We start from the raw sequence: 22,513 nt of genomic DNA on the forward strand, positions 1-22,513 counted from the left end.
CGGTGCCGACGGCTCAGACGCCGAAGTAGAGCTCGAACTCGAAGGGGTGCGGACGCTGTGCCATGGGCAGGATCTCCTTCTCGCGCTTGTACGCGATCCAGGTCTCGATCAGGTCCTCGGTGAAGACGTTGCCCTTGGTGAGGAACTCGTGGTCCGCCTCGAGGGCGTCGAGGGCGCCGTCGAGCGAGGCCGGGACCTGGGGGATGTTCTTCGCCTCCTCGGGGGGCAGCTCGTACAGGTCCTTGTCGACCGGCTCGTGCGGCTCGATCCGGTTCTGGATGCCGTCGAGGCCCGCCATCAGCTGGGCGGCGAAGGCCAGGTACGGGTTCGAGGCGGCGTCGGGGACGCGGAACTCGATGCGCTTGGCCTTGGGGTTCGTCCCCGTGATGGGGATGCGGATCGCGGCGGACCGGTTGCCGGCCGAGTAGACCAGGTTGACGGGAGCCTCGAAGCCCGGGATCAGACGGTGGTACGAGTTGATCGACGGGTTCGTGAAGGCGAGCACCGCGGGGGCGTGCTTCAGCAGACCGCCGATGTACCAGCGCGCCAGGTCGGAGAGGCCGCCGTAGCCGTTCTCGTCGTAGAACAGCGGCTTGCCGTCGTTCCAGAGCGACTGGTGGGTGTGCATGCCCGAGCCGTTGTCGCCGAAGAGCGGCTTCGGCATGAAGGTCGCGACCTTGCCCCAGAGCTCGGCGGTGTTCTTGACGATGTACTTGAACTTCAGGATGTCGTCGGCGGCGTGCACCATCGTGTCGAACTTGTAGTTGATCTCCTGCTGGCCGCCGGTGCCCACCTCGTGGTGCGCACGCTCGAGCTCGAGGCCGGAGTCGATCAGCTTGAGGCTGATGTCGTCGCGGAGGTCGGCGGTCTTGTCGACCGGGCTGACCGGGAAGTACCCGCCCTTGTAGGCGGTCTTGTTGGCGAGGTTGCCGCCCTCTTCGACACGGCCGGTGTTCCAGGCGCCCTCTTCGCTGTCGACGCTGTAGAAGCTGGCGTTCTGCTTCACCTCGTAGCGGACGTCGTCGAAGATGTAGAACTCGGCCTCGGGGGCGAAGAACGCGGTGTCGGCGATGCCGGTCGACGCGAGGTACTTCTCGGCCTTCTTGGCGACCTGACGCGGGTCGCGGCTGTAGAGCTCGCCGTTGCGCGGGTTGAAGATGTCGAAGACGAGGATGAGGGTGCGCTCGACGCGGAACGGGTCGACGTAGCCGGTGGTCACATCGGGGATGAGCTGCATGTCCGACTCGTGGATCGAGGCGAAGCCACGGATGGACGATCCGTCGAAGAGCTGTCCGACGGAGAAGAACTCCTCGTCGACCGTGGAGGCGGGGATGTTGAAGTGCTGCTGGACACCGGGGAGATCGGTGAAGCGGATGTCAAGGAACTTGACGTCGGTGTCCTTGATGAACTTCAGCACCTCGGAAGAATCAGTGAACATGCTAGATGTCTCTCCAATGGGCTTGGCTGGATCGGATCGGCCACGGGCGCAGCCTCTGTCGAGGCTATTGAGGGGCCGTTTCGACGCAGTGTCCCCAATGTTTCCGGCATGTTACGGCTGGCTCGATCGGTAGGCTCGGGGCATGCCCGACACGCCTCGCACACCTCCCCCCGGCCCCGATGCGGCAGGAGGCGCGGCGAGCGGCCCTCAGGCCTGGCCGGGCCGCAGACTCGGCCTCCCCGAGCACGGTCCGAGGTCGATCGCGCGCATCGGTCGCCGGGTCGGCGGCATCGCCATCGACTGGGCGCTGGCCTACATCGTGGCGTTCGCCTTCTTCCAGGGCGAGGGGATCGCGATCACGATCGTCTTCGTCCTGATCCAGATCGTCTTCCTGATCACCCTGGGCGGGACCATCGGCCACCTCGCGCTCCGGATGCGGGTCGTCCCGATGCAGGGCGGTCCGCTGGGCGTCTGGCGTCCCATCGTGCGGACGCTGCTCGTGGCCGTGGTGATCCCCGCCGTCGTCTGGGACCTCGACCAGCGTGGCCTGCACGACCGCATCGCCGCAACCGTCCTCGTCCGCGTCTGACGGCGCACCCGCCGCCCGGTCCGGAAGACGACGAAGCCGCTCCCCGAGAACGGGGGAGCGGCTTCGTCGTCTTCGTCGCCGAGGCGTCGGACCAGGGGTCAGCGAGGTCGGCCGGCGCGGACCTTGAACGGATCGACGCCCTTCGGGATCGGCAGGCCGTTCTGGCCGAGCGACTGGAGGCGGTTGCCGACGGCGAGGACCTCGTTGCGGTTGATCGCCTTCTTGAGCTTGTTCATGCGGCCGGCGAGCTTGTGCAGAGGCACGGCGTCGCTGTCGGGGCCGACGTGCAGCACGGTGATGGGGACGTTCGGCAGCACCCGGGCGACCTTGCGTCGCTCCTCGTCGACCAGCCGCTTGGTCTGACCGGCCGATCCCTCGGCGATGAGCACCACTCCGGGCTTGCCGACGGCGCGGTAGATCGCGGCCTGGCTGCGACCCTGGACGGCGACCGGCATCTCGTTGGCCCGCCAGGCTCGGCGGAGACCGCTCTTCATGACGGCGCCGACGGCACCGGGCTGCCCCTCGATCTGCGAGTAGGCGGCTCGTTCCGCACGCCGCCCCAGCACGATCAGGAGCAGGAGGATGCCGAGCATCAGTCCCACGATGATGTAGAGGACGAGGGCGAGGACGTTGCCCTGCGAGAGCAGGAGCCCGGCCAGCACGCCGAGCAGGATCGGCAGGATCAGCACCGTCAGCATCAGCGGCAGAGCCGTCTTGTCGATGCGGCGGGTCATCTGGAAGACCTGCCACATCTGCTTGAAACGGCCCGGCTCCTTGGGCGGTTTCGGGGTCGTGTTCTCCGAAGACGTACGTCGTGCCATGCACACAGGATACGGGGTCGGCTCGTCTCGTGAGTCCTCCCCGTGTCCGCCGTCGACGAACGGCTCCCCAGCGGCGATCCCGGGCCGGGTCCCGGCGCGCCGATCGGGGCACCCTGGGGCGATGCCGAAGCTCCGTATCGGGCCCTACGAGGCCGTACCCGTCGACGGACCCTCGACGCGACGCTGGTGGGAGTCCACCGACGGCGACGGACGACCCGTGCTGCTCCGCGCCGCGTCCGCCGGCGACGGCCGTGACGTGGTGATCGAGGCGGTGGCGCTCGACAGGGCCGATCATCCGCACGTCGTCGAGGTCTTCCACGACGACGAGCACACGCCGGTCGTCGTCACGGCCGGGATCCCCGCGGTCCGTCTCGATCGGTGGCTGTCCGAACGGGGGACGATCAGCAGGGGCGAGGCGGTCACGCTCGTCGTCCCGCTGGCCTCGGCCCTCGCTCACCTCGAGGCTCGCGGACTCGCACCCCTCGCGATCGAGCCGCACGACATCGGGATCGACTCCCGCGGCGCACCCGTGCTCCTCGGGCTGTCGGGGCCGGCCTCCGCGCGCCCTCGGGCGGGCGATCCGTCTCCGGCGGCAGGCGATCTCCGGCGACTCGTCGCGGATCGGCTCGAGGGCTCGTCGTGGTCGGCCTCGCCCCCGACGACGGTCGACGAGCTCCTCGAGTGGGCCCATGACCTCGGTGAGCCCACGCCCCTCCCGACCGTCTTCGCCCCCGACGAGCGAACCGGCGCGACCGTGCCAGGGGACGCCGTCGAGCGTGTCCTGCCCGCCTGGACGCGCATCCTGCCCGAGAGCGAGCTCGTCGAGCGTGCTCTGGAATGGTGGGCCACCCGGTCGTCGACGACGATCCTCGATCGAGTCCGCGCGGTCCGTCCGCGGTTCCGGGTCATGGCGGGTCTCTGCGCGCTCTCCCTCGTCGGGGCGGCGGTGCTCCTGCCGGCCGGCTCGGATACCGTGACCCCCTCCGCCTCGTCGGACCGGACCCCGGCTCCGGCGGACGGCTCCGCGGGGCCGTCACCGGACCCCGAGGTCGCCGAGGGATCCCCCTCGCCTCAGCGCGAGGCGCCTTCCCCGTCGGTCGAGCCGCCCCCGCCGTCCGAGACCCTCGTGCGCGGTGACGACGCCGCGGCGGCGACGGCGGTCCTGCTGGAGGCGCGGGTCGGGTGCCTGAGAGACGTCACGGTGTCGTGCCTGTCCGCCGTCGACCACGCCGGCTCCCCTCTCGCCGTCGCGGATGCCGCCGCACTCGCCGATCCCGGCGTCGTCGAGACGCTGGTCCTCCCGATCCGACTCGGCGACGAGCAGCAGCGGCTCGGCGAGAGCGTCCTCTTCGAGGCGTTCACCGCGCACGACGAACCGGCCTCGGTCCTCGTGGTGAGGACCGAGGCCGGTTGGCGTCTGCGTGAGATCGAGGCCCGCCGCTAGCGGGCCCGCGATCAGATTCCGAGCTTGGCCGAGAAGTCGCCCGCCTCGAGACGGGTCTTGACCGCCACGAGGAATCGAGCGGCGTCGGCACCGTCGACGATGCGGTGATCGTACGACAGGGCCAGGTAGACCATGGATCGCACGGCGATGGCTTCGCCGCCGTCGACCTTCACGACGACCGGACGCTTCACGACGACACCGGTGCCGAGGATGGCCACCTGCGGGAGGAACACCACGGGGGTGTCGAACAGGGCTCCACGCGAACCCGTGTTCGTGACCGTGAAGGTGCCGCCTGCGAGCTCGTCGGGCTTCAGCTTGTTGTCGCGCGTGCGCTGGGCCAGGTCGGCGATCTCGCCGGCGATGCCCGCCAGATCGAGGTCCGCCGCGTTCTTGATCACCGGGGTGAGGAGTCCGCGCTCCGTGTCCACGGCCATGCTGATGTTCTCGTGGTCGGGGTAGACGATCGAGTCGCCGTCGACGGTGGCGTTCAGCTTGGGGTGGGCCTGCAGCGCCTCGGCGGCCGCCAGCGTGAAGAACGGAAGGAACGACAGCTTGTTGCCCGTCTTCTCGAGGAAGGCGGCCTTGTTCGCGTCGCGGAACGACGCGACGGCGGTGACGTCGACCTCGACGACGCTGGTCAGCTGCGCCATGGCCTGCATCGACTGGACGGCGCGCTCGGCGACGACCTTGCGGAGACGGGTCATGGGGACCGTGGTGCCGCGGAGGGGCGACACCTCGATCGGAGCGGCAGCGGGTGCCTCGGTCGTCGCGCTGGACGCGGCGGACTCGGCCGCGGCGAGCACGTCCTCCTTGCGGATCCGTCCGCCTACTCCGCTGCCCGAGACGGTCGACAGGTCGACGCCCTTCTCGTTCGCGAGCTTGCGGACCAGAGGCGTCACGTAACCCGCCACCGAACCGGAGTCCGTCGCCGGAGCCGACGCGGCGGGGGCCGAGGCTGCGGGTGCGGCGGGAGCCGGGGCCGCGGGGGCAGCGGCAGGCGGTGCCGCCGCGGCGGGAGCGGCCGCGGGGGCTGCCGCAGGCGCTGCGGCCTGGGGGGCCGCGGGAGCAGGGTCCGCCGCCGGTGCGGGCTCGGGGGCGGTCTCGGCGGACTCCTCACCCGGAGCGGGAGCCGCGGACGACGGGACCTCGGCTTCTTCGGCTTCCGGCTCCGACGGGGCCTCGGCGGGGGACTCGGCCTGCTCGTCGGCTGCGGGCTCGCCGGAGTCGCTCGAGCTGCCGTCGCCGATCCGGACGAGCGCGGTTCCGACCTCGACGGTCTCGTCCTCCGGTACGAGGATCTCTTCGATCACGCCGGCCACGGGCGACGGAATCTCGGTGTCGACCTTGTCGGTCGAGACCTCGAGCAGCGGCTCGTCGACCTCGACGCGGTCACCGACATTCTTCAACCAGCGGGTGACCGTACCCTCGGTGACACTCTCACCGAGTGCCGGGAGGTTGACGGATTCGCTCATCTGTGGAACTCCTTTGACGACATTGTGTGTCTTTGTGTGTGCAGGAAAAAGTGCGACTACATCGCGTGGAGGGGCTTGCCCGCCAGGGCGAGCATCGCCTCCCCGAGTGCTTCGTTCTGGGTGGGGTGCGCGTGGATCAGCGGCGCGACGTCTTCCGGGTACGCCTCCCAGTTGACGGCCAGCTGAGCTTCGCCGATGAGCTCGCCGACGCGAGCGCCGATCATGTGCACTCCGACGACGGGGCCGTCCACGACGCGCACGACCTTGACCGAGCCCGAGGTGCCGATGATGTGGCTCTTGCCGTTGCCGGCCAGGTTGTAGTCGTAGCTGGAGACCTTGTCGGCGCCGTACTTCTCCGAGGCCTTCGCCTCGGTGAGTCCGACGGAGGCGACCTCGGGGTCGGAGTAGGTCACCTTGGGGATGTTGACGTCCTCGATGATCTGGGGTTTGAGGCCCGCGATCTCCTCGGCGACGAAGATGCCGTGCTGGAAGCTCCGGTGGGCCAGCTGCAGTCCGGGGACGATGTCGCCCACGGCGTAGACGCCGGGGACGTTCGTGGCCAGTCGCTCGTTGGTGATGACGAAGCCGCGGTCGATCGTGATGCCGACCTCCTCGAACCCGAGTCCGGCGGTCGACGGTCCGCGGCCCACGGCCACGAGCAGCAGGTCCGCCTCGACGGTGGTGCCGTCCTCGAGCGTGACGACGACGCCGTCGTCGTTCTGGGTCACGCCCTGGAAGCGGACACCGAGCGAGAATCCGATGCCGCGCTTGCGGAAGGCGCGCTCGAACTGCTTGCTGATCGACTCCTCCTCGTTGGGGACGAGGTGGGGGAGGGCCTCGATGATGGTCACGTCGGCGCCGAAGGACTTCCAGACGCTCGCGAACTCGACGCCGATGACGCCGCCGCCGAGGATGGCGACCTTGTTCGGCACGTGGTCGAGGGCGAGGGCCTGCTCGCTCGTGATGACCTTGCCTCCGATGTCGAGACCGGGGAGGCTGCGCGAATACGACCCCGTGGCGAGCACGACGTTCTTCGCGCGGAGCGTGACGTCGCCGACCTGAACGGTCGACGGGGAGGTGAGTCGGCCTTCGCCCTCGATGGTCGTGATGCCCCGGGCCTTCACGAGTCCCTGGAGGCCCTTGTACTTGCTGGCGACGACGCCCTCCCGGTACGAGGTCACCGCGGCGATGTCGATGCCGTGGAAGTCGGTGTGGACTCCGTACTTCGCCGACTCGCGGGAGACGTCGGCCACCTCGGCCGAGTGCAGCAGCGCCTTGGTGGGGATGCAGCCACGGTGGAGGCAGGTGCCACCGACCTTGTCCTTCTCGACCAGTGCGACGTTGAGGCCCAGCTCGCTCGCCCGGAGGGCGGCAGCGTATCCACCGCTGCCGCCGCCGAGCACGACCAGGTCAAAATTCTGTTCCGACACCCAGCAACTCCCTCGTGCGTTCGGAGGTTCCCCCGCCGGGAGACTCGGCGTCGGCGTGGTGACGTCGACGCGTCGCCAGGCTTGCCTCCGTCGTGGTGAGGAGGGCGACCGGCGTACGGGACCGTGATCGGCGGGATTCTCCCGCCTCGTCGACCCTACTACGCGGCCGAAAACTCCGAGGCCAGCTCTAGCAGGGTTCTCACGGAAACCCCGGTCGAGCCCTTGCCGGTGTAGCCGTACCCGGAGCCCTTGTTGTTGGACGGTCCCGCGATGTCGAGGTGCACCCAGGGAAGCGCCTCCTCCGACCCCTCGCGCTTGCCGACGAACTCGTTCAGGAACACCCCGGCGAGGAGCATCCCGGCGGCGGTGTTGCCCGGTGTGGCGTTGACCAGGTCGGCGACGTCCGAGGAGAGGCGCGCCTTCAGCTCGCCCGGCAGCGGCATGCGCCAGAAGGTCTCGCCGACCGAGTCGGCCACCTCCACGACCCGCGAGGCGAGGTCGTCGTTGCCCATGACGCCGACGGTGCGCATGCCGAGCGCCACCACCTGGGCTCCGGTCAGGGTCGCGACGTCGATGACCGCGTCGGGCTGCTCCTCGCTGGCGGCGACGAGGCCGTCGGCCATGACGAGCCGTCCCTCGGCGTCGGTGTTGGTCACCTCGACCGTGGTGCCGCCCCGGATCGTCAGGACGTCGTCCGGTCGGATGGCCGTGCCGCTGGGCATGTTCTCGGCGATGCAGAGCCAGGCCGTCAGCCTGACCGGGAGGGCGAGCTCGGCTGCGGCGACCGTGACGGCCAGGACCGTGGCGGCGCCGGTCATGTCGTCCTTCATCCCGAGCATCGACCCGGCCGGCTTGAGCGAGAGTCCGCCCGTGTCGTAGGTGATGCCCTTGCCGACGAGGGCGAGGTGCTTGGCGGCGCCGGCGGGGGAGTACTCGACCTTCACGAGCCGGGGCCCGCGGGACGATCCCTGACCGACGCCCAGGATGCCTCCGTAGCCACCGGCGCGGAGCTCGTCCTCCGCGAGGACGGTGACGGTCAGATCGGTGCCCTCGGCCAGCGAGACGGCGATGTCGGCCAGGGCCTGGGGGTACATCTGCTGCGGGGGAGTGTTCGAGAGGTCCCGGACGGTGTGCACGGCCGTCGCCACGGCGCGTGCCGCACGGACGACGGACTCGTCGACGGAGGTGTCGGTGGCGAGGACGATGTCACGGGCGTGCCGCCGGGTCGCGGAAGCGGACGCGGAGCGGAACGAGTCGAACTCGTAGGAGGCGATGGCGGCGCCCTCGAGAGCGGCCCGCGCCTCCTCGGCGGTGGACACGGGCAGGGCCAGGACGACCCGGTCGACGCCGGTGAGCTGACGCACGGCGGAGCCGGCGCCGTAGCGGAGGGCCTCGGCGTCGACGGCGTCGCCGAGGCCGATGAGGGCGATGCTCGTGGCGGAGACGCCGGAACCGGGGAGCCGGACGAGTTCGTCACGAGCGCCGGAGACGCCCACCGCGCTCAGGGAGTCGGCCACGCCGGCCAGGTCGGTCGTCAGCTGGGGGCCGTCCGGGGTCTTCCGGACGCCCACGACGAGGACGTCGCCGTCGATGCCGATCGCGGCGGTGGTGGAGGTGGTCAGCGTGAGATCCGTCATGACCACGATCGTAGCCAGGACGCCTGTTCGCTCTCGGCACGTGGCGCGAGCCCCTGGACCGGACCGGCCATGCCTAGGCTTGAGCCATGCACGACCCCGCAGGACTCTACGACCTCTCCTCCGACGCCTCGGAGGTGCCCGACGGGCTGCCGCTGGTGGCCGGTCTGACCGGCTTCGCCGACGCCGGCTCGGCGGTGAGTCAACTCGCCGACTACATGCTCGAGACCCTCGACCACACGCTCGTGGCGTCCTTCGACACCGACGAGCTGCTCGACTACCGCGCCCGACGCCCCGTCTTCACGTTCGATCACGACCACGTGAGCGAGGTCGCCGTCGCGCGGCTGTCGCTGCACCTGGTCCACGACGACATCGGTCAGCCGTTCCTCCTCCTCTCCGGGTTCGAGCCCGACTTCCAGTGGAACCGCTTCACGGCGGCCGTCCTGCAACTGGTCGAGCGCTATCGGGTGTCGACGACGACCTGGGTCCACTCGATCCCGATGCCCGTCCCGCACACCCGTCCGATCGGCGTCACCGTCAGCGGCAACCGGGCCGACCTCATCGAGTCGCTCTCGGTCTGGAAGCCCGTCACCCAGGCGCCCGCGAACGCCCTGCACCTCATCGAGCATCGTCTCGGCGAGGAGGGGCATCCCACGGCCGGATTCGTGCTGCTCGTCCCTCACTATCTCGCCGACACCGAGTTCCCCGACGCCGCGGTGGCCGCGCTGTCGAGCATCAGCGCCGCCACGGGGCTCATCTTCCCGACCGACCGGCTCCGTGAAGAGGGGCGGGAGTTCCTGAACAAGGTCGAGGAGCAGGTGCACGGCAACACCGAGCTCTCCCGCCTGGTCTCCACTCTCGAAGAGCGCCACGACACGTACATGGAAGGCAATCCGCTTCCGTCGCCCCTGACCGACCAGGACGGTCGCGTCCCGACGGCCGACGCCCTCGCAGCCGAGCTCGAGAAGTTCCTCGCGCGTCGCTCGGACGGGGACCCGGCGAGCTGACCCGCGCCTCCTCGACGTCCGCGGCCCGATCCCGCTCGGGTAGATTCGACGGGTGAACTCGTCGCGCGCCTGGCTCGTCTGGGGCGCCGCCGTCTTCGCCTACGTCGTGGCCGTGCTCCAGCGCTCGTCCCTCGGGGTCTCGGGCGTCGAGGCCCGTCACCTCTTCGACGTGTCGGCGTCCACCCTGTCGACCCTCGCGGTCGTCCAGCTGGTCGTCTACGCCGGTCTGCAGATCCCGGTCGGGGTGATGCTCGACCGGGTCGGTCCGAAGGCGCTCATCGTCACGGGCGGGGTCCTGCTCGCCCTGGGCCAGTTCGTCGTCGCCTTCTCGCCGCCCGTGATCGGAGTGGCCATCGTCGGTCGCGTGTTCGTCGGCGCCGGCGACGCCATGACGTTCATCTCCGTCATCCGACTGCTCCCGTCGTGGTTCCGCGGGCCGATCCTGCCCCAGGTCTCGCAGTGGACCGGCAATGTCGGTCAGCTGGGTCAGATCCTCTCCGCGGTGCCGCTGTCGCTCATCCTGCACGGTTCCGGCTGGTCGCCGGCCTTCGTCAGCGCCGCGTCGCTGTCGGTCGTCGCCGTCGTCGTCGTCGTCCTCGTCGTGTCGGAGTCCCCGGAGGGGCGCACGGCGTCGGCCGGGACGGCCACCTGGCGCGCCGCGGGCCGTCAACTCGTCGAGAGCGCCCGGAGACCGGGCACCAGGCTCGGCTTCTGGTCGCACTTCGTCACGCAGTCCTCCGGCACGGTGTTCAGCCTGCTCTGGGGTGTCCCGTTCCTCGTCGGCGGTCTCGGGTTCTCGTCCGCCGGGGCCTCGGGCATGCTCGCCGTGCTCGTCGCGTCCGGGGTGGTCGCCGGGCCGATCCTGGGACTCCTCGTGGCTCGATTCCCCTTGCGCCGGTCGAACCTCGTGCTCGGCATCGTGTCGGGGATGGGCCTGACCTGGGCCGTGGTCCTGGCCTGGCCTGGCACGCCACCCGTCTGGCTCGCGGTCGTCCTCGTCGTGGTCATCGGGGTGGGCGGACCCGGGTCGATCATCGGGTTCGACTTCGCCCGCACGTTCAACCCGTTGCGGAGCCTCGGGGTGGCGAACGGCATCGTCAACGTCGGCGGCTTCCTCGCCAGCTTCGTCATGATGTTCCTCATCGGAGTGGTGCTCGACCAGCTCGACGCCGCCCGCATCGCGTCCGGGAGGCCCAGCGACATCTTCTCCTTCGAGTCGTTCCGTGTCGCGTTCCTGGTGCAGTACCTCGTCGTGGGCGCCGGGGTCGTCGGGCTGATCGTCGAGCGTCGGCGGACCAGGTACGGGCTTCATCGCGAAGAGGGGATCGAGGTGGCGCCGATCTGGGTGGCCCTCGCGAGACGGTGGCGATCGACGCGAGGCGGATCCGACTGAGCGACGTGCGCGGCCGTGTCGGCGCCGGCGCGGTGGGCGTGCAATAATGGATCACGGACCCGTTCGTGTCTCTATGGCTTCCACCACCTCTCGGGGCGTGGCTGTCGCACAGAGACTTGACATGGGTCCTAGTACTGCCCGAAATCGACCGACGCACTCCTCTGCCGGTCGACGTCCGAAACCCGCGGACACCGATACCGCGTGATACGCGCCCGGACCGGAGCAAACGAGAAGTGAAAGGTGTTCGCATGGCTACTCGCAGCAAGGCGACCACGGTCGCCGACGAGACCGTGACAGACGAGGTGGCCGCCGCCACCGAGGCCCCCGCCAAGAAGGCCCCCGCGAAGCGCGCCGCGGCCAAGAAGGCTCCGTCCAAGGCCGCCAAGGCATCGGACGCCGCGGCCGACGACGAGGTCGAGGCCACCGACGCTCCGGCCGACACCGAGGCCGACGCCGACGGCGAGACGACCGAGAAGGCGCCCGAGGTGCTCCCGACCGGTGCGCTCGTCATCTCGCAGGACGACGACGACGAGATGCCCGTCTACTCGACGACGATCACGGGCGCCACGGCCGACCCCGTCAAGGACTACCTGAAGCAGATCGGCAAGGTCGCCCTTCTGAACGCGGCCGAAGAGGTCGAGCTGGCCATGCGCATCGAGGCGGGTCTGTTCGCCGAGGACAAACTGGCGGCCAGCACCGGTCTGAGCAAGGACCTCGAGCGCGAGCTGCGCTGGGTCGCCCGTGACGGTCAGCGGGCCAAGAGCCACCTCCTGGGGGCGAACCTCCGTCTCGTCGTCAGCCTGGCCAAGCGCTACACGGGCCGAGGCATGCAGTTCCTCGACCTCATCCAGGAGGGCAACCTGGGGCTCATCCGCGCGGTCGAGAAGTTCGACTACACGAAGGGCTTCAAGTTCTCCACCTACGCCACGTGGTGGATCCGTCAGGCGATCACCCGGGCCATGGCCGACCAGGCGCGTACCATCCGGATCCCGGTGCACATGGTCGAGGTCATCAACAAGCTCGCACGGGTGCAGCGGCAGATGCTCCAGGACCTCGGTCGCGAACCCACTCCTGAGGAGCTCTCGCGCGAGCTCGACATGACGCCCGAGAAGGTCGTCGAGGTCCAGAAGTACGGTCGCGAGCCCATCTCGCTCCACACCCCGTTGGGTGAAGACGGCGACAGCGAGTTCGGCGACCTCATCGAGGACACCGAGGCCGTCGTCCCGGCGGACGCCGTGGGCTTCACCATGCTGCAGAAGCAGCTCGAGTCCCTCCTCGACAGCCTGTCCGAGCGCGAGGCCGGTGTCATCCGCATGCGCTTCGGCCTGGGCGACGGGATGCCGAAGACCCTCGACCAGATCGGCGACACCTTCGGCGTGACGCGCGAGCGCATCCGTCAGATCGAGTCCAAGACGATGGCCAAGCTGCGCCACCCGTCCCGTTCGCAGTCGCTCCGCGACTACCTCGAGTAGGCCCGTGAAGTACGTCATCCCCGTCCTGGCGGGTCGGATGGTCCGTGCCCTCGCCCGCTTGAGGGGCGGGGGATCGGCCTACCCCGGGCGCACCGTCCTGGCCCTCGCACCCGACTTCCTCACCCACGTCTCGTCGCAGTTCGAGCGGGGCGTCGTGTTCGTCCTCGGCTCGAACGGCAAGTCGACCACCACGATGATGCTCACCGAGACCCTGCGGGCCCACGGTCTCTCGGTGTTCACGAACCCGACGGGCGCGAACCTGCCCCAGGGCATCGCGTCCGCGTTCCTCCGCGAGGTCACCCCGATGGGCGACGTCCGGCACGACATCGGCGTCATCGAGGTCGACGAGGCGTTCGCGGTCGAGTTGACCAGATCGCTGAAGCCCTCGACGGTGCTCATGCTGAACGTCCAGGTCGACCAGCTCTACCGCTTCTTCGAGACCGAGCGGGTCGGCACGATGATGACCGACACGGCGGCGCTCGCGTCGACGGCCGTCGTGACGAACCGCGACGACCAGCACCTCGGTCCCTACGAGGCGCGGGAGGGGCAGTCCGTCACCCGGTTCGGGGCCGCGGCCGACATCGTCGCCGCCTCTCCGAACGGGCTCCAGAACGCCAACGACTTCACCCGGCGGGCCGACGGCACCCTCGAGGCCCAGACCGAGGTCGTCGCGGTGAACGGCGACGGGGCGAGCATCCGCGTGGGTGAGACGACGGTCGACATCCGCCTGCCCGCGCGCGGCCTGCACTACGCCGTCGACGCCGCCGCGGCGATCGAGACGGCGTCCGTGGTCCTCGGAGGCCGCATCGATCCGGTCGCCGTCGCCCGTGCCTTCGACGGGATGAAACCCGCGTACGGGCGGGGCGAGCGGATGAGCCTCGGCGCCGACGAAGCCGAGTTCATCATGTTCAAGAACGCCGCGAGCCTCCAGATGAACCTCGACGCTCTGCCCCAGGACGTCGAGCAGGTCATGCTCGCCATCGACGAGGGCACGCCCGACATCTCGTGGATCTACGACATCGACTTCTCGCATCTCGACCACGTCGACGTCCTCGCCGGCGCCAAGGCATGGCAGCTCGCGTTGCGACTCGAGCACGACGGGATCCCCGTCCACGTCATCGAGGAGGACATCTCGAAGGCGATCCGCCTGATGCGGGCGCTGCCGTCGCCGAGCGACCACACGAAGCACTTCGTGACGAACTACGAGCAGATGATGTTGGCCCGCCGCATTCTCGGGCACCCTGATCTGGAGAAGAGCGCGTGAGCGACGACACCCTTCGCATCGTCCATCTGTATCCCGAGGAGCTCGGGGTGAGCGGTGACCGCGGGAACGTGACGACTCTCGTCGAACGGGCCCGTCGTGCGGGCATCGAGTCGAGCGTCACCGAGTACCGGGTGGGCGATGCCGTGCCGACCGTCGCCGATGCGGTGGTCCTCGGACACGGGCCGCTCTCCGGCGTCCGGGCCGTGAGCGACGACGCCCGTCGGCTTCGTGACGCGTTCGAGGGCTTCGCCGCGTCCGGCGTCCCCGTGGTCGCCGTCGGCGGCGGACTCGAACTCCTCAGCCGTGGCGTCGTCACGGTCGACGGCGACACCGTCGAGGGAGTCGGCTTCTTCGATGCCCTCCTTCGTCGTGGCGCACCCCGACGGACGAACTACTTCCAGCTCACGACGACGTACGGGGGCGACGAGCTCACCCTCTACGGTTTCGAGGACCACGCGACCCACCTCGAACTCGGCTCCGACGCTCAGGCGTTCGCCCACGTCGTCCATGGCGGCGGCAATGGCTCGGACGGGCTCGAGGGCGTGGTCCGCGGGACCTCCTTCGGCACGCAGCTGAAGGGCCCGTTGCTTCCGCTCAACCCGGCCCTGACCGATCGGGTGCTCCGAGCGGCGTTGTCCCGACGGGGCATCTCGTACGGGACGACCGACGCCCATGAGAAGCTCGACCGCTACGCGGCCGCCGCTCAGCGGGTCATCGCCGACAACCTGGAGCGTTCGTTCAAGGCCATGTGACCGGCTCACGTCGAAGGGCCCGTATCCGAGATGGATACGGGCCCTTCGTCGTCGCGACCCGCCGGTGCCTCCGCAAGGCGCGGGACGGAAGTCAGTGCTCGGTGAGCTTGGAACTCTCGTCGAGCCATTCGATGGCGGTCGGCTGCAGCTTGTCCTTCAGCTTCGCGCCGTGGTGGGCGCAGAAGAAGAGTTCGCCGGTGGCCAGGGTCGCACGGATGTACGCCTGGGCTCCGCAGCTGTCGCAGCGGTCGGCCGCACTCAACTGGTAACGGGAGCCGAGCTCGTCGACGGCGGTCTGGTCGGTGGCCATCTGAGTCATGGGGTGCTCCTCCTGACGGTGGTGCTGTGGATACGTGACACTCATCAAAACACGCCGACGTTTCGATCGTGCGACATTCGGCTGTATTTCGCTCATCGCGTAGCTGCTCGATGACGAGAGAGTGTCGGGGCCGGCCGTGTCGGCGGCCCTCGATACCATGGAACCCGACCCTCGGCTCGGGAATTCCCTCGGACGGTGGTCACTCAGCACGCGTCAGGAGCACCCATTGGCCACGTCCGACTACTCGGCCCGTCATCTGTCCGTCCTCGAGGGGCTCGAGGCGGTCCGCAAGCGGCCGGGCATGTACATCGGCAGCACCGACTCCCGCGGTCTCATGCACTGCCTCTGGGAGATCATCGACAACTCGGTCGACGAGGCGCTCGGCGGGCACGGCGACTCGATCGACGTCCTGCTCCACGCCGACGACAGCGTCGAGGTGCGCGACACCGCTCGCGGCATCCCGGTGGACATCGAGCCGAAGACCGGTCTCACCGGCGTCGAGGTCGTCTTCACCAAGCTGCATGCCGGGGGGAAGTTCGGCGGCGGGTCCTACGCGTCGTCGGGCGGTCTGCACGGCGTGGGTGCCTCGGTCGTCAACGCCCTCTCCGAACGGCTCGACGTCGAGGTCGACCGGAACGGGAAGACCTACGCCATGTCCTTCCGGCGCGGAGAGCCCGGCACGTTCGCCGACGCCGGCGATCCGACACCCGATTCGCCGTTCACGCCCTTCGTCTCCGGCAGCGTGCTGCGGGAGGTCGGCAAGGTCAAGCGCGGCGTCACGGGCACCCGGATCCGCTACTGGGCGGATCGCCAGATCTTCACCGAGGGCGCGGCCTTCCAGCCGGAGGACCTCTCGAGCCGGGCGCGCCAGACCGCGTTCCTCATCCCCGGACTCACGCTGCGCATCCGCGACGAGCGGCCGGGCTCGCTGACCGACGGCGGGTTCCCGCTCGAGAGCACGTTCCGGTTCGACGGCGGCATCAGCGAGTACGTCGAGTTCCTCGCGCCCGACGCCCCCGTCACCGACACCTGGCGCATGACGGGGTCGGGCACGTACACCGAGACCGTGCCCGTCCTGACCGACGGCGGCGCCATGGTCGCCACCGAGCTGACGCGCGAGTGCGAGGTCGATATCGCCCTGCGCTGGGGCAGCGGCTACGAGACGGTGTTCCGCAGCTACGTCAACATCATCGCCACGCCCAAGGGCGGTTCGCATCAGGCCGGCTTCGAGACCGGTCTGCTGAAGTTCCTGCGCCAGCAGGTCGAGCAGAACGCACGTCGTCTCAAGGCCGGAACCGACAAGATCGAGAAGGACGACGTCCTCGCCGGGCTGACGGCGGTGCTCACCGTGCGCCTCCCGGAGCCCCAGTTCGAAGGCCAGACGAAGGAGATCCTCGGCACGCCGGCCGTGCGGGCGATCGTCGCGAACGTCGTCGCGTCCCAGTTCGCCGAGCGCTTCGGGTCCGCCAAGCGCGAAGACAAGGCCCAGACGGCTCTCGTGCTCGACAAGGTGGTCGCCGAGATGAAGTCGCGCATCGCGGCACGGGCTCACAAGGAGACCCAGCGGCGGAAGAACGCCCTCGAGAACTCGTCCCTGCCTGCGAAGCTCGTCGACTGCCGGTCGAACGACGTCGCCAACAGCGAGCTGTTCATCGTGGAGGGGGACTCCGCCCTCGGCACGGCGAAACTGGCCCGCAACAGCGAGTTCCAAGCACTTCTCCCGATCCGGGGCAAGATCCTCAACGTGCAGAAGGCCTCGGTGAGCGACATGCTCTCCAACCTCGAGTGCGCCTCCATCATCCAGGTGCTGGGCGCCGGTTCCGGTCGCTCCTTCGACCTCGACGCGAGTCGATACGGCAAGGTCATCATCATGAGCGACGCCGACGTCGACGGGGCGCACATCCGGACCTTGCTGCTGACTCTGTTCTTCCGCTACATGCGGCCGATGATCGAGGCCGGACGTGTCTTCGCGGCCGTCCCGCCCCTCCACCGGGTCGTGGTGATGCATCCCGGCAGCAAGCCGAACGAGACCATCTACACCTACTCCGAGAAGGAGCTCCACGGGGTGCTGGCCGGTCTCAAGCGCACGAACAAGAAGTTCCAGGACCCGATCCAGCGGTACAAGGGTCTGGGCGAGATGGACGCCGAGCAGCTGCGCACCACCACGATGGAGCGACAGCACCGCATGCTGCGCCGCGTCAAGGTCGACGACGCCGAGAACGCGGCACGCGTGTTCGAGCTGCTGATGGGCAACGACGTCGCCCCGAGAAAAGAGTTCATCATCGACGGAGCGGGTCTCAGCCGCGACCGCATCGACGTCTGACGACGCGGCGGCCCCTCCGCCCCCACGAGACGCCCGGACCGTCGGAGGGCCGGGCGCCCACGGTCACGAGGTCGGTTCGGAGGGCGCCGTTCCCGGGGCGGTCTCCGGGTCGGAACCGGCCTCGACCCCGGTCGCGGAGTCGGCGATGTGCGCCACCGACGCGCCGATGCTGGCGATCTCGGCCTCCAGCGGCGTCCCCGAGGCGTCGCGTCGCGACAGCTCGAGCGGCAGGTCCCGCACCGCGCCGTCGATGCCGACCGCGCGAGCGGGGGCGGGCCCGACCCACGCGAGCGACAAGCCGTCCTCGCCCTTCAGCAGGGCATGCGATCGGACGCCGCCCGTGGCACGGCCCTTGGCGGGGTACTCGTCGAAGGCGCTCACCTTCGCGCGTCCCGGGTCCGTCCCCGGGATGGTCGACGCGCTGGACGAGATCGTCGCGACGACGGCCCCGTGTCCGGCCGGGACGGCTCCGAAGAAGATGACCCTCGACGTCTCGAGCAGGTTGATCCCCGCCACACCGCCGCCGGCCGGGCCCTGAGGTCTCACGGACGACGCCGGGAAGCGGAGCAGCTGGGTGGTCGACGTGACGAAGACGAGTTCGTCGTCGTCCGTCCCCTGTGCGACGCCGACGACCGTGTCGCCCTTCTTCAGCCCGATGACGGGGAAGTCCGGTTTCGACGGGTACTGACCCGGGGTGACGCGTTTGACGATCCCGCGTGCGGTTCCGAGCGCGATCGTCCGGTCGGCGGTCAGCGAGACGAGGGCCAGCACGCGTTCCGTCTTGTCGGTGAGACCGATGTAGTCGCGCACCGGCACTCCGGCGCCCAGCTGGACCGACGTCGGCGGGACCGAGGGGAGATCGACCGGGGTGAGACGGACGAGTCTGCCGTGCGTGGTCACGGCCCCGATCTCCGTCCGGCTGGTCGTGTCGATGGAGGACAGGATCGCATCGTGCTTGGTCCGTCGGGCCGGGGGAGTCGGGGCGCCCGACTCGGGGTCCTGATGGTCGACCCGGAGGATCCGTCCGGTCGTCGAGAGGAAGACCCGGGTGGGGGTGTCCGCGATCTCGAGGACGGGCGCCTTCCTGGCTCCTCGGCCGGTGGTCGCGATGCTGGGCGCCGCCTCGGTGAGCAGCGTGCGACGCGGGGTTCCGAACTGGTCGGCGATCTCGCCGAGTTCGGTGGAGACGAGGGCTCGGAGCCGACTGGTGTCGGCCAGCAGCGCTCGGAGATCGGCGATGGCGGCGAGCAGGTCGTCCCGTTCGGCCTCGAGCTCGATGCGACTGAACTTCGTGAGTCGACGGAGCTGCAGGTCGAGGATGTACTCGGCCTGGATCTCGCTGAGGTCGAACACCTCGCGCAGCCGCGCGCGGGCCGCCGCCGTGTCATCGCTCGAGCGGATCACCTGGATCACCTCGTCGATGTCGACGATCGCGATCAGCAGACCCTCGACGAGGTGGAGGCGGTCCTCCTTCTTCGCGAGCCGGTAGCGGCTGCGCCGGGTGACCACCTCGACCCGGTGCGCGACGTAGACCTCCAGCATCTCCTTCAGCCCGAGCGTGCGCGGCTGACCCTCGACCAGGGCGACGTTGTTGATGCTGAAGCCGTCCTCGAGGGGCGTGTACCGGTACAGCTGCTCGAGCACGGCCTGGGGGCTGAAGCCGGTCTTGATGCCGATGACCAGACGGAGCCCGTGCTTGTGGTCGGTGAGGTCGGTGACGTCGGTGATGCCCGTCAGCTTCTTGGCCTGGACGCCGTCCTTGATCTTCTCGATGACCTTCTCGGGACCCACGAGGTAGGGGAGCTCGGTGACGACGAGTCCGTTCTTCCGGGCGGTGATGCTCTCGACGGAGACCCTCGCCCTGGTCTTGAAGCTGCCCCGACCGGTCGCGTATGCGTCGCGGATCCCGGCCAGGCCGGAGATCGTCCCCCCGGTGGGGAGATCGGGGCCGGGGACGAACGCCATCAGGTCGTCGAGACTCGCCGAGGGGTGGTCGATCAGATGACGTGCGGCCCCGACCACCTCGATCAGGTTGTGCGGGGCCATGTTGGTCGCCATGCCCACGGCGATGCCGCTGGCGCCGTTGACGAGCAGGTTGGGGAAGGCCGCCGGGAGCACCTCGGGCTGCATCAGCTGGTTGTCGTAGTTCGGCACGAAGTCGACGACGTCCTCGCCGAGCCCCTGCGTCATCGCCAACGACGCCTCCGCCAGCCGAGCCTCGGTGTAGCGCGGCGCGGCCGGTCCGTCGTCGAGGGAGCCGAAGTTGCCGTGGCCGTCGATCAGCGGCACCCGCATGGTGAAGGGCTGGGCCTGACGGACCATCGCGTCGTAGATCGCCGTGTCGCCGTGCGGGTGCAGCTTGCCCATCACCTCGCCGACGACGCGGGCGCTCTTGACGTGACCGCGATCGGGGCGAAGACCCATCTCGGACATCTGGTAGAGGATCCGTCGCTGCACCGGCTTGAGACCGTCACGGGCGTCGGGCAGGGCGCGCGAGTAGATGACCGAGTAGGCGTACTCGAGGAACGAGCCCTGCATCTCGAGCGAGACGTCGATGTCTTCGATGCGTTCGCCGTCGTCGGCGTTGGAGAGGGTGTCGGTCGTCGTCATGCGCTTCTCACGGGCAGGAGGCACGGTGCACCTCGGATGGACGGGGTCTGTTCGGTCACCTGGCCGACAGGGCGTCGTCGCCGACGGGAGCCGCCGACGGTCGCCGTCGGAGACGGGGCGCGAACGGGTCGATCCGCTGTGTCAGACTGGTGACGATGACGTCCATCGTACCGGGGCGCCCCCCGCAGGCCGTGACTCTGGCGGACGTGATGCCGTCGTGTGTCGCGTCCCTGTCAGGCGCCCCCAACGCCCTCGGTCTCGGACCGGCCCGCTCCGCGATCGTCCTGCTCGTCGACGGCCTGGGCAGCTCGTCCCTCGGAGCCCGCCGCGGTCACGCACGCACCCTCGCCGGCAGACCCGGCAGCCTCTGGTCCGGGTTCCCGACCACGACGGCGTCCGCACTGACGACCCTGACGACCGGCGTGCTGCCCGGCGAGCACGGTCTCGTCGGCTACTCCGTCCTGGACGGCGACCGGGACCGCGTCGTGAAGCAGCTGTCCGGCTGGGACGCCGGGATGCGTCCGGACACCTGGCAGCGCAGCAGCACCGTCTTCGAGCGTGCGGCCGAGCACGGGGTGACGAGCATCGCCGTCGGGCCCAAGCGCTACTCGTCCTCTGGACTGACCGAGGCGATCCTCTCCGGTGCCCGATACGAATCCGCCGAGCGACTCGGCGACCGATTCGATCGGGCGAGAGAGGTGGCCGAGTCGGCCCGCGCCTCCCTGGTCTATCTCTACGTCCCCGAGCTCGACATGATCGCGCACCGGGCCGGCTGGGAGTCCGACGAATGGACGGCCGCCCTCGAGGAGCTCGACGGGGAGGTGCGTCGCCTGGTCGATCGGCTCCCGTCGGACGTCGGACTGCTCGTCACGGCCGACCACGGCATCATCGACGTCGGCGAGCGGAAGCGCATCGTGTTCGGCGACCGATCGGAGCTCGTCGACGGGATCCGTCACGTCGCGGGGGAGCCCCGGTGCCTCCAGCTCCACTTCGACACCGACGCGCCGGCGGACCTCCGCGACGCCACGCTGGCCGCCTGGCGAGCGGCGGAGGCCGACCGCGCCTGGGTGGTCACCCGCGACGAGGCCGTGTCGGCAGGCTGGTTCGGCGAGGTCGACCCCGTGGTCATGCCCCGGATCGGAGACGTCCTCGTGGCCGCGCGGCGCGGTGTCGTGTACTACGACGGCCGGGACACGGGCGGCGCGCCCGGCTCCATGATCGGCCAGCACGGCAGCTGGTCCTCCGAGGAGACTCAGGTGCCTCTCAAACGCTTCGGCGCCTATTCCTCGTGAGCTCGGCCGCGAGGCCGTCCGACGACGGGCCTCGCGCGTCAGGACGGGTCGTCGTCCGAGCGCGCCCCGAAGACGATCTCGTCCCAGCTGGGCATGGAGGCGCGGCCACGGGCCTTCTTGCCTCCCGCCGAGAGCGGTGCGACGGGGGAGGGGGGTGTCGTCCCGGCCCGTCTCGTCCGTCCGGGCCGGTTGCCCCCGCCGATGGAGAACGGCGCCCCGGCGGTGTCGGCGCGCGTGGTCTCGTCCGGACCCGGCGCGACCGGAGTCGGCTTGGTGGCTCCCTCCGGGAGGTCGAAGTCGTCGAGGGGGACGTCGATCACGCGGATGGAGGCCGTCGACGGGTGCCGATCGGTCTCGTCGTCGGTGAAGCGGGCGGACTCGCGCTCGCCTCGACGTCGACGCAGCGCCTCCAGCAGATCGGCCGTCTGGTTGTGCGACGACGCCGGGTCGGGAGCCCGGTTCGTCGCCGCCACCGAGGCCGCGGAGCGCGCGTCGCTTCGCAGGCGCTCGGGTGCGGGCTCCACCACCGGGTCGGGTTCGACGGAGGCCGGCGAGTCGACGACGAACGCGCCGCTGTCGAAACGGCTCGAGGTCTCGTGCTCGCGATCGACGGCACGGAGGCGCGGGGTCAGGGGGCCGATGTCCTCCTTGTGCTGCGAGAGGATGTGGGCGTCACCGCCCGACGGAGCCAGGACGAGCTTCTTCGGGTCGAAGCGCCACGTGGCGTCCCGCTCGACGTCGTGGGTGACGTAGGAGACGTGGACGACCCAGCCCTGCTCGGCGTCCTTGTAGCTCGTCCAGTCACGGTCGGTGGCGTCCGCGGAGTCCAGGCGACTCTCGATGACCCCACCGAAGGTGGTCGTCTCGGAATCGGTGTCGCTGTCGCCTGCGACGGTGACGGGCACCGCACGGGCGGTCTCGAGCACGAACGAGCGCTCGGCGAGGACGGGACCCTCGAAGCGGCGGACGTACGCGAGGTCGGCACCGGTGACGGACGCGACGTCCTCCGACGAGAGGCCGGCGCGGATGTGCGCCTGGATCTCGCGGGGCGGGGCCTTGCGCTCGACGGGCGTCCCGTCGGGGGCGGCAGCGCGGAGCTGCGTGTGGAGCGAGTGCGTGACCGGGAGGCGGTACTCGCTCCCGCCGTCGGTCGCGACGAGCAGCGCACCGCTCTCGACTCCGATGACCCTCAGATCCTGCATGTCCCACGCCTTTCGCCGTCGTGATTCGCCCGTAAGACTCGCACGCTCAGG

At 69.7% G+C, this 22,513-nt stretch carries 17 protein-coding genes; 9 read left to right on the forward strand and 8 right to left on the reverse strand.

All coding sequences use genetic code 11. The features are described from left to right. Window positions 1-13 precede the first annotated feature (13 nt). Entirely contained in the window at window positions 14-1,438 is a 1,425-nt protein-coding gene (glnA, locus tag FFA01_RS03515; RefSeq protein ID WP_146853061.1) for a type I glutamate--ammonia ligase, read from the reverse strand. Between the two features lie 142 nt (window positions 1,439-1,580). Between glnA and FFA01_RS03520 the strand changes: the two genes are divergently transcribed. Continuing rightward, window positions 1,581-2,027: an RDD family protein gene (locus tag FFA01_RS03520; RefSeq protein ID WP_146853063.1), complete on the forward strand. Its 447-nt coding sequence runs from the start codon at window positions 1,581-1,583 to the stop codon at window positions 2,025-2,027. Window positions 2,028-2,125: 98 nt separating this feature from the next. On the opposite strand, the gene FFA01_RS03525 is transcribed toward FFA01_RS03520, so the two are convergent. Beyond that, window positions 2,126-2,848, reverse strand: coding sequence for a DUF4191 domain-containing protein (locus tag FFA01_RS03525; protein ID WP_146853065.1), 723 nt, complete (start codon window positions 2,846-2,848; stop codon window positions 2,126-2,128). 121 nt (window positions 2,849-2,969) lie between these two features. On the opposite strand from FFA01_RS03525, the gene FFA01_RS03530 reads away from it, so the two are divergent. Continuing rightward, complete coding sequence (locus FFA01_RS03530) at window positions 2,970-4,292, forward strand: protein kinase family protein (RefSeq protein ID WP_146853067.1); 1,323 nt, start codon at window positions 2,970-2,972, stop codon at window positions 4,290-4,292. Between the two features lie 11 nt (window positions 4,293-4,303). Here FFA01_RS03530 and sucB read toward each other — a convergent pair whose 3' ends face one another. The 3 genes from sucB to FFA01_RS03545 all read right to left on the reverse strand — a co-directional run bounded on the left by sucB (window position 4,304) and on the right by FFA01_RS03545 (window position 8,831). After that, the gene (gene sucB / locus FFA01_RS03535) at window positions 4,304-5,764 is read right to left on the reverse strand and encodes a 2-oxoglutarate dehydrogenase, E2 component, dihydrolipoamide succinyltransferase (RefSeq protein ID WP_146853069.1); all 1,461 of its coding nucleotides are present in this window, start codon (window positions 5,762-5,764) and stop codon (window positions 4,304-4,306) included. Between the two features lie 56 nt (window positions 5,765-5,820). After that, window positions 5,821-7,194 carry a dihydrolipoyl dehydrogenase gene (lpdA, locus tag FFA01_RS03540; RefSeq protein WP_146853071.1) on the reverse strand — a complete coding sequence of 458 codons (1,374 nt, stop codon included), beginning with the start codon at window positions 7,192-7,194 and terminating at the stop codon, window positions 5,821-5,823. A 158-nt stretch (window positions 7,195-7,352) separates the two neighbouring features. Further along, complete coding sequence (locus FFA01_RS03545; protein WP_146853073.1) at window positions 7,353-8,831, reverse strand: leucyl aminopeptidase; 1,479 nt, start codon at window positions 8,829-8,831, stop codon at window positions 7,353-7,355. Between the two features lie 86 nt (window positions 8,832-8,917). On the opposite strand from FFA01_RS03545, the gene FFA01_RS03550 reads away from it, so the two are divergent. The 5 genes from FFA01_RS03550 (at window position 8,918) to FFA01_RS03570 (ending at window position 14,716) form a co-directional block, all read left to right on the forward strand. Continuing rightward, complete coding sequence (locus FFA01_RS03550) at window positions 8,918-9,835, forward strand: proteasome assembly chaperone family protein (protein WP_146853075.1); 918 nt, start codon at window positions 8,918-8,920, stop codon at window positions 9,833-9,835. A 52-nt stretch (window positions 9,836-9,887) separates the two neighbouring features. Next, window positions 9,888-11,228 (forward strand): MFS transporter, encoded by a 1,341-nt coding sequence (locus FFA01_RS03555; protein WP_146853077.1) that lies wholly within the window; start codon window positions 9,888-9,890, stop codon window positions 11,226-11,228. Between the two features lie 248 nt (window positions 11,229-11,476). Beyond that, window positions 11,477-12,700: an RNA polymerase sigma factor gene (locus FFA01_RS03560; RefSeq protein WP_146853079.1), complete on the forward strand. Its 1,224-nt coding sequence runs from the start codon at window positions 11,477-11,479 to the stop codon at window positions 12,698-12,700. Window positions 12,701-12,704: 4 nt separating this feature from the next. After that, on the forward strand, window positions 12,705-13,964 hold the full coding sequence (locus FFA01_RS03565; RefSeq protein ID WP_146853081.1) for a MurT ligase domain-containing protein: 1,260 nt from the start codon (window positions 12,705-12,707) through the stop codon (window positions 13,962-13,964). Further along, window positions 13,961-14,716, forward strand: a complete 756-nt coding sequence (locus tag FFA01_RS03570) for a type 1 glutamine amidotransferase (protein ID WP_146853083.1) — start codon at window positions 13,961-13,963, stop codon at window positions 14,714-14,716. The genes FFA01_RS03565 and FFA01_RS03570 overlap by 4 nt, the downstream gene beginning before the upstream one ends. A gap of 91 nt (window positions 14,717-14,807) precedes the next feature. Here the strand turns inward: FFA01_RS03570 and FFA01_RS03575 are convergent, their stop codons facing one another. Next, on the reverse strand, window positions 14,808-15,035 hold the full coding sequence (locus tag FFA01_RS03575; protein ID WP_146853085.1) for a DUF7455 domain-containing protein: 228 nt from the start codon (window positions 15,033-15,035) through the stop codon (window positions 14,808-14,810). Between the two features lie 226 nt (window positions 15,036-15,261). Between FFA01_RS03575 and FFA01_RS03580 the strand changes: the two genes are divergently transcribed. Beyond that, complete coding sequence (locus tag FFA01_RS03580; RefSeq protein ID WP_146853087.1) at window positions 15,262-17,358, forward strand: DNA gyrase/topoisomerase IV subunit B; 2,097 nt, start codon at window positions 15,262-15,264, stop codon at window positions 17,356-17,358. Window positions 17,359-17,421: 63 nt separating this feature from the next. On the opposite strand, the gene FFA01_RS03585 is transcribed toward FFA01_RS03580, so the two are convergent. Next, on the reverse strand, window positions 17,422-19,968 hold the full coding sequence (locus FFA01_RS03585) for a DNA gyrase/topoisomerase IV subunit A (RefSeq protein ID WP_146853089.1): 2,547 nt from the start codon (window positions 19,966-19,968) through the stop codon (window positions 17,422-17,424). A gap of 155 nt (window positions 19,969-20,123) precedes the next feature. Between FFA01_RS03585 and FFA01_RS03590 the strand changes: the two genes are divergently transcribed. Then, complete coding sequence (locus tag FFA01_RS03590; RefSeq protein WP_146853091.1) at window positions 20,124-21,260, forward strand: alkaline phosphatase family protein; 1,137 nt, start codon at window positions 20,124-20,126, stop codon at window positions 21,258-21,260. 38 nt (window positions 21,261-21,298) lie between these two features. Here the strand turns inward: FFA01_RS03590 and sepH are convergent, their stop codons facing one another. After that, the gene (gene sepH, locus FFA01_RS03595; RefSeq protein WP_146853093.1) at window positions 21,299-22,462 is read right to left on the reverse strand and encodes a septation protein SepH; all 1,164 of its coding nucleotides are present in this window, start codon (window positions 22,460-22,462) and stop codon (window positions 21,299-21,301) included. Window positions 22,463-22,513: the final 51 nt, after the last annotated feature.

Source organism: Frigoribacterium faeni, assembly GCF_007988805.1.
In the GTDB taxonomy this organism is placed as follows: Bacteria; Actinomycetota; Actinomycetes; order Actinomycetales; family Microbacteriaceae; genus Frigoribacterium; species Frigoribacterium faeni.